Source organism: Pectobacterium carotovorum (assembly GCF_033898505.1).
GTDB classification, from domain to species: domain Bacteria; phylum Pseudomonadota; class Gammaproteobacteria; order Enterobacterales; family Enterobacteriaceae; genus Pectobacterium; species Pectobacterium carotovorum_J.
The window spans coordinates 217,433-231,900 of the sequence record NZ_JAXAFK010000004.1 but is presented as its reverse complement, the minus strand read 5'-3'; the positions used below and the strand labels follow the sequence as shown (position 1 = coordinate 231,900).

Genomic DNA, 14,468 nt, shown 5'->3' with positions numbered 1-14,468 from the left:
CTGTCTGGCAGGCCATTTTACGTATCGCTGGGTGATAAGACAGCTATTAAAAAAATAAGGCGGTCAATGACCGCCTTACGCTTTCTATTGGTTAGCCATCAACCGGATTATTTTTTCTCGCGGCTATGCAGGCCACGTTTTTCCAGACCACGGTAGATCAACTGCTGCTGGAGAATGGTAACCAGGTTACTCACGATGTAGTACATAACCAGACCTGACGGGAACCACAGGAAGAAGACCGTAAAGATGACCGGCATGTAGGTCATGATCTTCTGCTGCATTGGATCGGTCACGGTGGTTGGCGACATCTTCTGGATGAAGAACATCGTCACGCCCATCAGGATCGGCAGAATGTAGTACGGGTCTTGTGCGGACAGGTCATGAATCCACAGGGCGAACGGCGCGTGACGCAGTTCAACGGAGCCCATCAGCATGTAATACAGTGCCAGGAAGATTGGCATCTGAATCAGCAGTGGGAAACAACCGCCCAGCGGGTTCACTTTCTCTGATTTGTACAGCGCCATCATTTCCTGACTCATGCGCTGTTTGTCATCACCAATACGCTCACGCATCGCCTGCAATTTAGGTTGCAGTAAGCGCATTTTCGCCATCGAGGTGTATTGCGCTTTCGTCAGCGGATACATCACGCCGCGCACGATAAAGGTAATGGCAATAATGGAGAAGCCCCAGTTGCCGATAAAGCCATGCAGGAATTTCAGCAGCTTAAACAGCGGCTGAGAAATAAACCACAGCCAGCCGTAATCTACGGTCAGGTCCAGATGCGGTGCAACAGCAGCCATCTTGTCCTGAATTTCCGGGCCGACCCACAGCGTCGCGTTCAGATTCTGCTGACTGCCAGCGGCAACCACAACGGGAGCAGCCTTGAAGCCAATCGCAGCCTGACCGTTGCCCAGTTTACTGGTATAGAACGTATTCGCGCCTGCCGTCGTTGGAATCCACGCGGTTGCGAAGTACTGTTGCAGCATCGCTACCCAACCACTGTTGGTCGTGATGTTCAGGTTTTCGTCCATGTCGCTGAAGCTGTACTTTTTGTACTTGTCTTCGCTGGAAGAGAACGCTGCGCCACGATAAGTGTGCAGTGCAAAGTTGCTGCTGCCGGTATCGCGGTGCTTAGGTAACTCGATAGACTGCTTTAACTGACCGAACAACGTAAGTTCCAGAGGCTGTGCGCTGGTGTTGTTGACGCTATAGTCAACGTTCAGTGCATAGTCGCCACGTTTCAGAACGAACGTTTTGGTGTAAACCACGCCGTCAGCCGCGGTGTAGGTCATCGGGATACGCAGTTCTTTCTGACCCTCGGCCAGTTCGAAACTATCTTGCGTGGTGGTAAACAGCGGACGTGGGCCGTTAGCCGGGTTGTCCGGGCCGTTTTTGCCAGTCAAACCGCTCTGAGCCTGATAGACAAACTCTGATGTGGTTTCCAGCAGATGGAAAGGTTTATCTGAACCCAGTGTATCTGGGTAAGCCAGCAGGTGCGCTTGCTCGACATCGCCGCCACGCGTATTGATTGTCAGCGACAGTACGTCGGTTTTCACCGTGATCAGCTTGCCTTGACCGCTGGCTGGTACGCCCTGGTTGTTAGCATCACCGGTCACTGCGTTCGTCGCCTGCTGTATGGCTTGCGTGGTGGTTGGCGGATTTTTATCCGTTTCCCAAGCCTGCCAAAGCATAAAGGTTACGAATAGCAGAGCGATGAGAAGAAGATTGCGTTGCGAATCCATCGTTAATGTTCTCTGTTATTGTCGGTTTTTGGCGGTACGGGATCATCACCACCAGGGTTCAAAGGATGGCATTTTAATACGCGTTTAAGCGTCAACCAACAGCCTTTTATCATGCCGAACCTGCGTATTGCTTCAATCCCGTATTGCGAGCACGTTGGCCGGAACCGGCAATGTGGTCCGAGTAACGGGCTGATAACGAGTTGATAACCGCGTATCAACCCGATCAGGAGTCGGGAGCCAAACGACGGTGCCGACGCCATAGTTTTTCCAATGCTTCCGTCAAGGTGCGGTTATCCAGTTCAGACACCCCTTTTTTCACGAGCACTACAAAGTCCATTGCAGGCAATGAATGTTGATGCAGGCGAAAGCTTTCGCGCGTCAGGCGTTTAATCCGATTGCGTTCATGAGCACGTTTTACATGCTTTTTGGCGACGGTAAGACCGATGCGGGGATGCCCCAGCGAGTTCAGGCGGCCGAGAATGGTGATTTGCGGCGTGCCAGCCCGTTGTGGTTGCTGGAAGACGAAAGTGAAATGACTGGGAGTTAACAAACGTAACTCCCTGGGAAATGCGAGCTTAACCACTCGGTGGGTTAGCTTTTATTACTTAGAAACAGACAGACGAGTACGGCCTTTCGCACGACGGCGGGCCAGAACTTGACGACCATTCTTGGTGGCCATACGAGCACGGAAACCATGGCTACGGTTACGCTTCAATACGGACGGTTGGAAAGTGCGTTTCATGGCGATTTCTACCTAAACTTGGATAATTATAACTTCACAGTAAACGCGTTTGGCTGTTCGGCGTGAAAATGACCGACGCCTCAATCGCATATCACAGTCTATATAACGGAAAGAGGCAGGATTGTAATAATTGTACAGTCCTGAGTCAATTAACATCACACTTCACACGCCAGCCATTCCGATTATTTTTGGAATTTCTGCCTGTCAGAGCACAGAAAGGCGTAGACGCGCGGGCAGGGAATTATACGGACTCTATTGCAAAGCGCAAGGATCCTCCAACGATCTGTCCGGCAAGATCATGATCGATATCACCGTAACGATCGTGTCTCCGAGGGTATGCTTGAATGCGTTTCACCCGGGGTGGGTAAAATATGTACCCGCCGTCCATTTGGCGTGCCGCAGGGAGTCGCGATAAGAATAGCCTGTGGATAAAAAGGATCGAAACTGTGCAGAAGGGGAAGATCTCTTTGGCGGATTAGGTTATGATCCGCGGTCCCGTCAGCGATCCTTTTGATGGATCGCCGGGGTAAATCGCCGCGCTATGTGGTGTGTCTGCTGTCTGAATTGTGAATGAAGCAAGTGTGGATAACGCAGGCGCCAAAAAATCATGAGTTACATAAATAACGTCTTATTCTTTTCTTTTTGATCGTTCTTGTTCGAGTGGAGTCCGCCGTGTCGCTTTCGCTTTGGCAGCAGTGTCTTGCCCGTTTGCAGGATGAGTTACCTGCCACAGAATTCAGTATGTGGATACGCCCGTTGCAGGCGGAGCTGAGTGATAACACTCTGGCGCTCTACGCCCCTAATCGCTTTGTGCTGGATTGGGTTCGTGATAAATATTTAAATAACATCAATGGCCTGCTGAATGATTTCTGCGGGATGGATGCTCCTTTACTGCGTTTCGAGGTGGGGAGTAAACCGCTGGTTCAGGCCATCAGCCAGCCCGCGCAGCCGCATCAGAAGCAGGTCAGCGCTGCGCCTCAGCAGCAGGTACGCTCAGCACCGGTACGTCCAAGCTGGGATAACTCACCGGTACAGGCGGAGCATACCTACCGTTCCAATGTGAACCCCAAGCATACGTTTGATAACTTCGTTGAGGGTAAATCGAACCAGTTAGCGCGCGCGGCGGCGCGTCAGGTAGCCGATAACCCCGGCGGCGCCTATAACCCGCTGTTTCTTTATGGCGGCACCGGCCTGGGTAAAACACACCTGTTGCACGCGGTGGGGAATGGCATCATTGCCCGCAAGCCCAATGCGAAGGTGGTCTACATGCACTCCGAGCGTTTTGTGCAGGATATGGTGAAGGCGTTGCAGAACAATGCGATTGAAGAATTCAAACGCTACTATCGTTCTGTTGATGCACTGCTGATCGATGATATCCAATTCTTTGCGAATAAAGAGCGTTCGCAGGAAGAGTTCTTCCATACCTTCAACGCGTTGTTGGAAGGCAACCAGCAAATCATTCTTACGTCTGACCGCTACCCGAAAGAGATTAACGGCGTGGAAGACCGCCTGAAATCCCGTTTCGGCTGGGGGTTAACGGTCGCGATTGAACCGCCAGAGCTGGAAACCCGCGTGGCAATTCTGATGAAAAAGGCAGATGAAAACGATATTCGTCTGCCTGGCGAGGTGGCCTTCTTTATTGCTAAGCGCCTGCGTTCTAACGTGCGTGAGCTGGAAGGCGCACTGAACCGCGTCATCGCGAACGCCAATTTTACCGGCCGCTCAATCACCATTGATTTTGTGCGTGAAGCGCTGCGCGATTTGCTGGCGTTGCAGGAAAAACTGGTTACTATCGACAATATTCAAAAGACGGTGGCGGAATACTATAAAATCAAGGTAGCCGACCTGCTGTCTAAACGTCGTTCCCGCTCGGTGGCGCGTCCGCGCCAGATGGCGATGGCGTTGGCGAAAGAACTGACGAATCACAGCCTGCCGGAAATCGGCGATGCCTTTGGCGGGCGTGACCATACGACGGTGTTGCATGCCTGCCGCAAGATTGAGCAGTTGCGTGAAGAAAGCCACGACATCAAAGAAGATTTTTCCAATTTAATCAGAACTCTATCGTCATAACACTATGAAATTTATTGTTGAACGCGAACGTCTGTTAAAGCCATTACAACAGGTCAGCAGCCCGCTGGGCGGCCGACCGACTTTACCGATTCTGGGCAACCTGCTGATTCAGGTGACGGAAGACGCACTGTCGCTGACCGGTACCGATCTGGAAATGGAGATGGTGGCGAAAGTGGCGCTGACGCAGCCGCATGAACCGGGTGCTACGACCGTCCCTGCCCGCAAACTGTTTGATATTTGTCGGGGCCTGCCGGAAGGCGCAGAAATCACGATTATGCTGGATGGCGATCGCATGCTGGTGCGCTCTGGCCGCAGCCGTTTCTCGCTGTCCACGCTGCCCGCAGCGGATTTTCCTAATCTGGACGACTGGCAGAGCGAGGTTGAATTCTCTCTGCCGCAGGCGACGATGAAGCGTTTGATCGAAGCGACGCAGTTTTCGATGGCGCATCAGGATGTTCGCTACTACCTCAACGGTATGCTGTTTGAAACCGAAGGCGAAGAGCTGCGCACGGTCGCGACCGATGGTCACCGTCTGGCGGTTTGCTCTATGCCGGTTGGGCAATCTTTACCGTCACATTCGGTGATCGTGCCGCGTAAAGGCGTGATGGAACTGGTGCGTTTGTTAGATGGCGGTGATACCCCGCTGCAGCTGCAAATCGGCAGCAACAACATTCGCGCGCATGTCGGCGACTTCATTTTCACGTCTAAGCTGGTCGATGGGCGTTTCCCTGATTATCGCCGCGTATTGCCGAAGAACCCGGATAAAACGCTGGAGGCCAGCTGCGATCTGCTCAAGCAGGCCTTCTCCCGTGCGGCGATTTTATCGAATGAAAAATTCCGCGGTGTGCGTCTGCACCTGATTCAGAATCAGCTTAAAATTACTGCTAACAACCCAGAGCAGGAAGAAGCGGAAGAGATTCTGGATGTGCAGTACGACGGCACCGAGATGGAAATCGGCTTTAACGTTAGCTACGTACTGGATGTGCTGAACGCGCTGAAGTGCGAAGGGGTGCGTTTACTGCTGACCGATTCCGTTTCCAGCGTGCAGATCGAAGATAGCGCCAGCCGGGCGGCGGCCTATGTCGTCATGCCAATGCGGTTGTAGAATTATCGGGCAAGTGTACTTGCCCTCCCATATAAGATATCTGCAGCATGGCTCTCACTCGTCTTCTCATCAAAGATTTCCGCAATATCGAGGCGGCCGATCTGGCGCTGGTTCCCGGCTTTAATTTTTTAGTGGGTGCCAACGGCAGCGGTAAAACCAGCGTGCTGGAAGCGATTTATACGCTAGGGCACGGGCGGGCGTTTCGTAGCATTCAGGCGGGGCGCGTCATTCGTCACGATCAGCCGGAATTTGTGCTGCATGGCCGTATTGATGGCACGGAAACGGAGCGATCCGTCGGGTTAAGCAAAAACCGTCAGGGCGACAGCAAGGTGCGAATCGACGGCAGCGACGGCCATAAAGTCGCTGAACTGGCGCAATTGCTGCCGATACAGTTGATCACGCCGGAAGGGTTTACCCTGCTCAACGGCGGCCCGAAGTTTCGTCGCGCCTTTCTCGACTGGGGCTGTTTCCATAACGAACCCGGATTTTTCGCGGCCTGGAGCAACATGAAGCGTTTGTTGCGCCAGCGTAATGCGGCACTGCGTCAGGTGAGTCACTATGGGCAGCTTAGAGCCTGGGATCAGGAACTGGTGCCGCTGGCGGAACGTATCAGCGAATGGCGTGCGCAATACAGTGCGGCGATTGCCAATGATATCGCCACGACCTGTACGCAATTTCTGCCTGAATTTTCGCTCAGTTTCTCTTTCCAGCGCGGCTGGGATAAAGAAAGTGAGTATGCCGAATTGCTGGAACGGCAGTTCGAACGCGACCGTATGTTAGGTTATACGGCGCTGGGGCCGCATAAAGCCGACTTCCGCATCCGCGCCAGCGGCGTGGCGGTTGAGGATATGCTGTCCCGTGGCCAGCTCAAGCTGCTTATGTGCGCGCTGAGGTTGGCTCAGGGTGAGTTTCTCACCCGTCAGAACGGACTGCGCTGTCTGTATCTGATTGATGATTTTGCTTCCGAACTGGATAGTACCCGCCGCCGTTTGCTGGCTGAACGGTTAAAAGCCACTCATGCACAGGTTTTTGTCAGTGCGGTTAGCGCTGAGCAGATAGAGGACATGATTGGTGAAAAGGGCAAGATGTTCCGCGTAGAACAGGGTAAAATAACGGTTCAATCACAGGACTAAAATGAGCGAGAAACGTTGATGTCGAATTCTTATGACTCCTCAAGTATCAAGGTATTGAAAGGGCTGGATGCGGTACGTAAACGCCCAGGTATGTATATCGGCGATACGGACGACGGTACCGGCCTGCATCATATGGTATTCGAGGTTGTGGACAACGCTATCGACGAGGCACTCGCTGGCTATTGTAAAGACATTATCATCACCATCCATGCTGATAACTCGGTATCGGTGCAGGATGATGGCCGTGGTATTCCGACCGGCATTCACGAAGAAGAAGGGATCTCCGCCGCTGAAGTCATCATGACCGTGCTGCACGCGGGCGGTAAGTTCGATGATAACTCGTATAAAGTCTCCGGCGGCTTGCACGGCGTAGGGGTTTCCGTGGTTAACGCCCTGTCGGAAAAACTGAAACTGGTTATTCACCGCGACGGAAAACTTCACGAGCAAACCTATAAACACGGCGTGGCACAGGCACCGCTGGCGGTTACGGGTGACACCAACAGAACCGGTACGACGGTACGTTTCTGGCCGAGCCATGAGACGTTCACCAACGTGGTGGAATTCGAGTATGAGATTCTGGCTAAGCGTCTGCGCGAGCTGTCGTTCCTGAACTCCGGTGTCTCCATCCGCTTGATCGACGAACGTGAGAAAGATAAAGCCGATCATTACCATTATGACGGCGGCATCAAGGCGTTTGTTGATTACCTGAACCGTAACAAGACGCCAATTCACCCGAACGTGTTTTATTTCTCGACGGTGAAAGATGACATCGGCGTGGAAGTGGCACTGCAGTGGAACGATGGTTTCCAGGAAAACATTTACTGCTTTACCAACAACATTCCACAGCGCGACGGGGGTACGCACTTGGCCGGTTTCCGTGCCGCGATGACCCGTACGCTGAATACTTACATGGATAAAGAAGGCTACAGCAAGAAAGCTAAAGTCAGCGCCACCGGTGACGATGCGCGTGAAGGGCTGATTGCGGTGGTTTCCGTGAAAGTACCGGATCCGAAATTCTCCTCGCAGACCAAAGACAAGCTGGTTTCTTCCGAAGTGAAAACCGCTGTTGAATCGCTGATGAACGAGAAGCTGGTGGATTATCTGATGGAAAACCCGTCAGACGCCAAAATCGTGGTTGGTAAAATTATTGATGCCGCACGTGCCCGTGAAGCGGCGCGTAAAGCGCGTGATATGACACGCCGTAAAGGTGCGCTCGATCTGGCTGGCCTGCCGGGTAAACTGGCGGACTGTCAGGAACGCGACCCGGCGCTGTCTGAACTGTACCTGGTGGAAGGGGACTCAGCGGGCGGCTCTGCCAAGCAGGGACGTAACCGTAAGAATCAGGCGATTCTGCCGCTGAAGGGTAAAATCCTGAACGTTGAGAAAGCCCGTTTTGACAAGATGCTTTCCTCGCAGGAAGTCGCGACGCTGATCACCGCGCTGGGCTGCGGCATTGGCCGCGATGAGTACAACCCGGACAAACTGCGCTACCACAACATCATCATCATGACCGATGCTGACGTGGATGGTTCGCACATCCGTACCCTGTTGTTGACCTTCTTCTACCGTCAACTGCCTGAAATTGTTGAGCGTGGCCACGTTTATATTGCGCAGCCGCCGCTGTACAAGGTGAAAAAAGGTAAGCAGGAACAGTACATCAAAGATGATGAAGCGATGGATCAGTACCAGATCATGCTGGCACTGGACGGCGCGACGCTGCATACCAATGCACAGGCTCCTGCGCTGGCCGGTGAACCGCTGGAGAAGCTGGTTTCTGAGCATTATGCCGTGCAGAAACAAATTAGTCGTATGGAGCGCCGCTTCCCGCGTGCGTTGTTGAACCGTCTGATCTATCAACCGACGCTGTCAGAAGCCGACTTGAACGAGCGTGAAAACGTGCAGGCGTGGGCGGAATCGCTGGTTAACAGCCTGAACGAAAACGAATTGCACGGCAGCACATACAGCTTTGTCATTCACCATGATGAAGAACGTGGCGTATTTGAACCGGCGCTGCGCGTACGTACGCACGGTGTGGATACCGATTATCCACTCGGCGCAGGTTTCGTGGCGGGTAGCGAATATCGCAAATTGAATCAGCTCGGTGAAAAACTGCGTGGCCTGATTGAAGAAGATGCGTACATCGAACGTGGTGAGCGTCGTCAACCGGTTGCCAGCTTTGAGCAGGCATTGGAGTGGCTGGTGAAAGAGTCCCGCCGTGGCCTGACCGTACAGCGTTATAAAGGTCTGGGTGAAATGAACCCGGATCAGCTGTGGGAAACCACGATGGATCCGACCAGCCGCCGCATGCTGCGCGTGACGGTGAAAGACGCGATTGCCGCTGATGAGCTGTTCACAACCCTGATGGGTGATGCCGTTGAACCGCGTCGTGCGTTTATCGAAGAGAACGCCCTGAAAGCGATGAATATCGATATCTGATTTGGTCTACGTTGTTATCATTATCTAAGCCAGCTCCCTGCGGAGCTGGCTTTTTTATGGCGAGCTTCCTGCCCGCCACCCTTTGGGCTGTCGCAAGCGACGTTGAAAAACGTTTTATCAGGCCAATGCACGCCGTTTGGCGCTGCGCATTTCCTGTAGCAGCGTGATGAAAGCCGTGATTAGCATAAAGATGACGGCAGACCAGAAAATGGCGTGAGGGTGACCGTGATCCAGAAGCCAGCCGAACAGCACTGGCCCTGCGGCACCGCCGATGTTGAAGCCAGTAGAAACAATCCCAAATACCCGACCTTCCGCCCCCGGCGGTGAGGCGGCGCGTACCAGCATATCCCGAGAAGGGGCGATCATACCGGAGAGGAAACCGGCGGCGGCCAGCAGCGGCACGAGCACGATAGTCGGTAAGGAATACAGGGCAACAATACTGACCAGCACGGCGGTCACGGCCAGCGCTGCCGTCGCGACCAGCCCGTGGCGCTTGGTTTTATCCGCCAGTGCGCCGCCAGCCAGTACGCCAAAGGCGCTGGCGAACAGGAACGCGGTCAGCGCCACGTTTGCCTGTGACAGCGACAAATCGTAGCCCGTGACTAGCGCCGTCACCGAGAAGTTCTGGATTGAACCCGTACTTAAATTCAGCAGCAGGAACAGAATCAGCAGCGCCAGAATCGGCAGTGTGAACACGGGCGCGCGCGATTTGCCCGGCTGGGCGCCTGTTGTCGCCGCAGGCTTCACTCGGCTAGGTTCATCGTTATCCGTCAGAAGCAGCGGTATCGTCAGCAAGCCGATGACGCCGGAAACGATGAATGCGCTACTGATGCCGGAAAAGGCGGCAACGGACAGCAAAATGCCGGGCGCAATGGCCGTGCCCAGAAAGCCGGAGAAGGTATGCACCGAGAACGCGCGGCCCATGCGTTTCTCATCAATCCCGCGCGACAGTAAGGCGTAATCCGCCGGGTGATAAACCGCGTTTGCCACGCCAGCCAGCCCCATCGCGGCAACCAGCCAAACATAGCTGCCTGAGAAACCGAGCGAGAGAAAACAGAGGCTGCCGAGCGCCAAACCCGCGGTTAACGTACGGCGTGCGCCAATGCGATCCACCATAAAACCAATTGGCGTCTGCACACAGGCGGAGACAATGTTGAATACGCTAAGCGCAAACCCGAGTTCAACAAAACTGATATCGCGCTGAGCTGACAGCAGCGGAATAAGTGCAGGTAGCACCATCATATGGAAGTGACTCACCAAATGCGCTGATGAGATTTGCGCCAGTAGCGGTAATTTTATGAATTTCATATTATCTTTGCAGCTTACGGGTCTGTAGATTTTATTATCGTGAGAGCTGGCGCAAGAACAGGGCGTCACTCCCTGGTAAATGGATCATAAGGTTAGCATATTACTTATATCATCTATGGCGAATATTGATACCCGCCTTTTCGACAGAATAGGGAGAGAGCAGCGTGACGATAACATCATATTTGGGTGGGTGTTTATGTGGGCAGATTCGGTTCAGAGCCACGGGTGAACCGGGCAATCCCCATGCCTGCTCCTGTACTTATTGTCAGCAGCATTCCGGTGCGCCAACGCTGTTGTGGGTTGAGTTTCCCCGGTCGGCGGTTGAGTGGATTGGTGAGGGTGGCGAGCCCGCACGCTATCGGTCGTCTGATTACTCCAGCCGGGCTTTTTGCCCGCATTGTGGCAGCACGCTGGGAGCGATTGATGATGAACCGACTATTGCGCTGACGATTGGGAATTTTGATGAGAAAAACAGCCCAGAGCTGAAGCCAACGTCACATTCATTCGAGGACTGCTGCCCACGTTGGGAATAACGCACAGGCCGTTTCCGGCCCGTGCGGAGGGAGTTGGTGAAGAAGGGTAATTACGAGAGCTTAAATACCAGCACCGTTTGCGCGAGCTGTCTGGCCTGTTCTTCGAGCGACGCAGCGGCAGCCGTGGCTTCCTGCACCAGCGCGGCGTTCTGCTGGGTGACGCCGTCCATCTCGTGAACCGCCTGCGTCACTTGGCTGATCCCGCGTGATTGTTCATCCGATGCTGAGACGATCTCATCCATGATGTCTTTTACCGACGTGACGGCGCTCAGCATTTCCTGCATGGTCTCACCGGCGCTCTGAACTAGCGTGACGCCGCTGTCGACACGACTGGCGGATTCCGTAATCAGCGCGGTGATATCTTTTACGGCACTGGCGCTCCGCTGTGCAAGGTTACGCACCTCGTTGGCAACAACGGCAAAACCGCGGCCTTGTTCGCCCGCTCTGGCGGCTTCCACCGCCGCGTTGAGTGCCAGAATATTGGTCTGGAATGCGATACCGTTGATGATGCTGGTAATATCGGCAATTTTCTTCGAACTGTCGTCGATCTCACTCATAATGTGAACAACCTGACCGACTATCTTGTCACCTTTCTGAGCGATGTGGGCCGCGTTCTGCGCCAGCGTTGTGGCGTTATGGGCGTTATCCGCATTCTGTTTCACCGTCGCCGTAATCTGCTCCATGCTGGCGGCAGTTTCTTCCAGAGCCGCCGCCTGTTGCTCGGTACGGGAGGCCAGATCGGTGTTACCTACCGCAATTTCTGTCGCCCCGTGGCTGACGGATTCGCTGGTGCTAATTAACTGTTCGGCGATGTCTCGCAGCTGTGACTGCATGGCGTTCATAGCGTAAAAAATACTGCTGTCATCCTTCGGTTGTACGGGAATGGTTTGCGTTAAATCCCCCTGCGCGACGGACAGCGCGATCTGTGCAGCCTGAGCCGGTTCCCCACCAATAGGCCGAGCGACCTTGCGGTTAAATATGATGCCCAGTACGCCGGAAACCACCACGATACTCAGCACCATAAGCAGCAGCCCCACGTTACGCTGCTGCACCGTTTCCGCCATCACCACATTGACGGGAGCAGATAGGCCGAGCATCCAGGGCGTGCCGGTGTTGCCAATAGTGACGGGCACATACACGTTAAACGCTGGCGTGTTCAGCACGGCATTGTCACGTTCAATCTGATAAGACTGCCCTGTGGTGACATGCTCAAGCAGCGTTGGGTCGTTTTCAATTTTTTTGGTCACCCGCGCTTTGTCGGGGTGAGAAATGTAGGCACCAGTGTGGGACAGAAGCTGGGCGTAGCCCGTTCCCTCATAGGGTTTTATGTTGTTGGTAAGCTGTTGCAGCGTATCCAGCGAAAAATCCGCGGTGACGGAGCCGTAAAATTTGTTGTTGATGATGATGGGCACGGCAATGGAGGTCAGCAGAACATCGACGCCGTTGTAAGGGTAGCTATACGGCTCCAGAATCACTTCTTTCTGGAGCTTCTTCGGCAGCAGATAGTAATCGCCGCTGCCGGGCGTTTCATAATCCACCAGATTATGCAGCGCAACGTTGCCTGCGGTATCGCGGTCGACATAACGGACGAAGCGACCTTGCGGATCCTGATCGGGCTGACCAGCGTACTCCCGATCTTTGCCGTCGAATGCATCAGGTTCCCATGCCAGCGACATCGAAAGGAAATCAGGGTGGTTCTTCAGCGCATTCTTCAGCAGCGTTTCTGCGGTTTTCCGATCGGCGTTGCCTGCTTCTTGCAGGCTGACAACGCTCTGCCCCAGATTGCGCGCCGCATGGAGTGCAACATCTAGTTTTTGCTGAATCAGGTAGCTGTTGGTATACGCTGTTTGCTCAAGATACTGCTGTGCGATGGTCTTTTGCTGCTGGCCGGATTGCCAGATCAGCAGGCCGATAGTGAGAATAAAACCGAGTGCGATAGTGGTAACGCCCGCCAGGAGCATCAGCATCCGTGTGCTGAGTTTTCTTTTTGAGGCTGTTGGTGAGGAGTGAATGGATGGATTGCTGTGGTTAACCGGTAACAGTGTTGTAGACATATGCGTAATATCCCCTGGGATATAAGCGCCTATACCCGCCAATTTAGGGTATGAAAGCACTTTTTTCATAAAAGAATCAATGCATTACTTTCCTTTGTTTTTTATGGGCATTCCCTTATATGACTCGTGTTTTTGTGATGTAAATCACAATTAAATTATCGGCGGGAAACAATATCTCTTTAGGCTATTCACGAAAATGTCACAAATCTGCGTGGTGCTTACATCGAGATAGCAGTGAGGCATGACACCTCACCGAGTGAGCGGGGGTTAAGCGGCAGGGCCTTTGCTGACGGAATCGCGGATAATCAATTCGCCCTTGAAGTCAGGCGCAGGCACGACGGTTTCACCCTCCAGCCGGCACAGCAGTTTCTCAAGGGTATAGTTAATCATCTCGGCGACGGGCACGTGCACGGTAGTGAGCGGCGGGTAGAACCATGAAGCCATCGGTAAATCGTCGAACCCTAGCAGTGAGACATCCTGCGGAATCGCAAGGCCGTGCTCGCGCAGCGCTTTTGCCGCGCCAATCGCCATATCGTCATTGCTGGCGACCAGTGCACTGAAGGTGGTCGCCCGTTGCAGCAGGGTTTTGGCTGCCGTATAGCCGCTGTCATGGGTCCAGTCGCCAGGTGCAACCCGCTTGTCGCTATAGGGAATCCCATTTTCCTCCAGCGCTTGCCGGTAGCCCGCCAGCCGGCTCGTGCCGGTGGGAGAATTTGGCGATCCGCAGATAAACGCAATATCACGGTGACCCTGCGCAATCAGGTAATTGACGGCATCATGGCAGTGCTGCTGGTGGTCAGCGCAGATGCCGTTGTCACCGTGCCGATGCAGTGTGCGGTTGACGACCATGATCGGCTGTTCATGCTGTTCGATAATGCTTTCCAGCGCATCGATAGAGAGAAAGCGCGGATAGATAATGACGGCATCGCAGCGTAAATCGAGCAGGAACTGGATCGCTTCCCGTTCTTCTTCTGCACTGTGTTTGCCATCCGCCATGATGAGCTGCCGCCCGTACTTTTCCGTCATCGTCGCCGTTTGGAACAGCAATTCGCTGAAATAGGGGCCGCTGTACAGCGTGTTGGTCACGACCAAACCAATGATTTGCGATTTGCTCGTGGCGAGCTGGCGCGCCAGCAGGTTGGGCCGGTAGCCAATCTCTTCAATCGCCTGGAATACCCGATCCCGCGTAGTTTTACTGACGTAGTTATTCCCTGTCAGCACGCGTGATACGGTTGCCTTGGAGACACCGGCTTTTTTCGCTACATCGAGCATGGTTACCATCGTACTTTCCCGTTCTCCTTTTGCGCCGCTTTATGCCGTCATTATAGGGAAAAATCCTCCTTTT

12 protein-coding genes are annotated in these 14,468 nt (G+C 53.8%); 5 read left to right on the top strand and 7 right to left on the bottom strand.

Features of this window, described 5'->3' with window-relative positions; all coding sequences use genetic code 11:
• Positions 1-107 precede the first annotated feature (107 nt).
• From yidC to rpmH, 4 genes are read right to left on the bottom strand one after another with little or no spacing between them, the layout of a single operon-like run.
• The gene (yidC, locus tag R9X49_RS18130; RefSeq protein ID WP_319849739.1) at positions 108-1,742 is read right to left on the bottom strand and encodes a membrane protein insertase YidC; all 1,635 of its coding nucleotides are present in this window, start codon (positions 1,740-1,742) and stop codon (positions 108-110) included.
• A 2-nt stretch (positions 1,743-1,744) separates the two neighbouring features.
• Positions 1,745-2,002: a membrane protein insertion efficiency factor YidD gene (gene yidD / locus R9X49_RS18125; protein WP_071821043.1), complete on the bottom strand. Its 258-nt coding sequence runs from the start codon at positions 2,000-2,002 to the stop codon at positions 1,745-1,747.
• Entirely contained in the window at positions 1,966-2,325 is a 360-nt protein-coding gene (gene rnpA / locus R9X49_RS18120) for a ribonuclease P protein component (protein ID WP_071821045.1), read from the bottom strand. The genes yidD and rnpA overlap by 37 nt, the downstream gene beginning before the upstream one ends.
• Before the next feature lie 18 nt (positions 2,326-2,343).
• Positions 2,344-2,484 (bottom strand): 50S ribosomal protein L34, encoded by a 141-nt coding sequence (rpmH, locus tag R9X49_RS18115; protein WP_005976668.1) that lies wholly within the window; start codon positions 2,482-2,484, stop codon positions 2,344-2,346.
• 672 nt (positions 2,485-3,156) lie between these two features.
• Between rpmH and dnaA the strand changes: the two genes are divergently transcribed.
• From dnaA to gyrB, 4 genes are read left to right on the top strand one after another with little or no spacing between them, the layout of a single operon-like run.
• The gene (dnaA, locus tag R9X49_RS18110) at positions 3,157-4,554 is read left to right on the top strand and encodes a chromosomal replication initiator protein DnaA (protein WP_319849738.1); all 1,398 of its coding nucleotides are present in this window, start codon (positions 3,157-3,159) and stop codon (positions 4,552-4,554) included.
• A gap of 4 nt (positions 4,555-4,558) precedes the next feature.
• Entirely contained in the window at positions 4,559-5,659 is a 1,101-nt protein-coding gene (dnaN, locus tag R9X49_RS18105) for a DNA polymerase III subunit beta (protein ID WP_319849737.1), read from the top strand.
• Positions 5,660-5,706: 47 nt separating this feature from the next.
• Complete coding sequence (recF, locus tag R9X49_RS18100; protein WP_040032816.1) at positions 5,707-6,792, top strand: DNA replication/repair protein RecF; 1,086 nt, start codon at positions 5,707-5,709, stop codon at positions 6,790-6,792.
• A gap of 18 nt (positions 6,793-6,810) precedes the next feature.
• The gene (gyrB, locus tag R9X49_RS18095; protein ID WP_319849736.1) at positions 6,811-9,228 is read left to right on the top strand and encodes a DNA topoisomerase (ATP-hydrolyzing) subunit B; all 2,418 of its coding nucleotides are present in this window, start codon (positions 6,811-6,813) and stop codon (positions 9,226-9,228) included.
• A gap of 117 nt (positions 9,229-9,345) precedes the next feature.
• On the opposite strand, the gene R9X49_RS18090 is transcribed toward gyrB, so the two are convergent.
• Positions 9,346-10,536: an MFS transporter gene (locus tag R9X49_RS18090; RefSeq protein WP_319849735.1), complete on the bottom strand. Its 1,191-nt coding sequence runs from the start codon at positions 10,534-10,536 to the stop codon at positions 9,346-9,348.
• A 164-nt stretch (positions 10,537-10,700) separates the two neighbouring features.
• On the opposite strand from R9X49_RS18090, the gene R9X49_RS18085 reads away from it, so the two are divergent.
• A complete protein-coding gene (locus R9X49_RS18085; protein WP_319849734.1) occupies positions 10,701-11,069 on the top strand; it encodes a GFA family protein in 369 nt (122 codons plus the stop codon).
• 50 nt (positions 11,070-11,119) lie between these two features.
• Here the strand turns inward: R9X49_RS18085 and R9X49_RS18080 are convergent, their stop codons facing one another.
• Positions 11,120-13,036: a methyl-accepting chemotaxis protein gene (locus tag R9X49_RS18080; protein ID WP_319849791.1), complete on the bottom strand. Its 1,917-nt coding sequence runs from the start codon at positions 13,034-13,036 to the stop codon at positions 11,120-11,122.
• A 354-nt stretch (positions 13,037-13,390) separates the two neighbouring features.
• Positions 13,391-14,404, bottom strand: a complete 1,014-nt coding sequence (locus tag R9X49_RS18075) for a LacI family DNA-binding transcriptional regulator (protein ID WP_319849733.1) — start codon at positions 14,402-14,404, stop codon at positions 13,391-13,393.
• Between the last annotated feature and the right edge of the window lie 64 nt (positions 14,405-14,468).

Coding starts and splice junctions, on each gene's coding strand:
- yidC (WP_319849739.1), bottom strand. CDS start 1,742: ATGGATTCGCAACGCAATCTTCTTCTCATCGCTCTGCTATTCGTAACC.
- yidD (WP_071821043.1), bottom strand. CDS start 2,002: ATGGCGTCGGCACCGTCGTTTGGCTCCCGACTCCTGATCGGGTTGATA.
- rpmH (WP_005976668.1), bottom strand. CDS start 2,484: ATGAAACGCACTTTCCAACCGTCCGTATTGAAGCGTAACCGTAGCCAT.
- dnaN (WP_319849737.1), top strand. CDS start 4,559: ATGAAATTTATTGTTGAACGCGAACGTCTGTTAAAGCCATTACAACAG.
- recF (WP_040032816.1), top strand. CDS start 5,707: ATGGCTCTCACTCGTCTTCTCATCAAAGATTTCCGCAATATCGAGGCG.
- gyrB (WP_319849736.1), top strand. CDS start 6,811: ATGTCGAATTCTTATGACTCCTCAAGTATCAAGGTATTGAAAGGGCTG.
- R9X49_RS18090 (WP_319849735.1), bottom strand. CDS start 10,536: ATGAAATTCATAAAATTACCGCTACTGGCGCAAATCTCATCAGCGCAT.
- R9X49_RS18080 (WP_319849791.1), bottom strand. CDS start 13,036: ATGCTGATGCTCCTGGCGGGCGTTACCACTATCGCACTCGGTTTTATT.
- R9X49_RS18075 (WP_319849733.1), bottom strand. CDS start 14,404: ATGGTAACCATGCTCGATGTAGCGAAAAAAGCCGGTGTCTCCAAGGCA.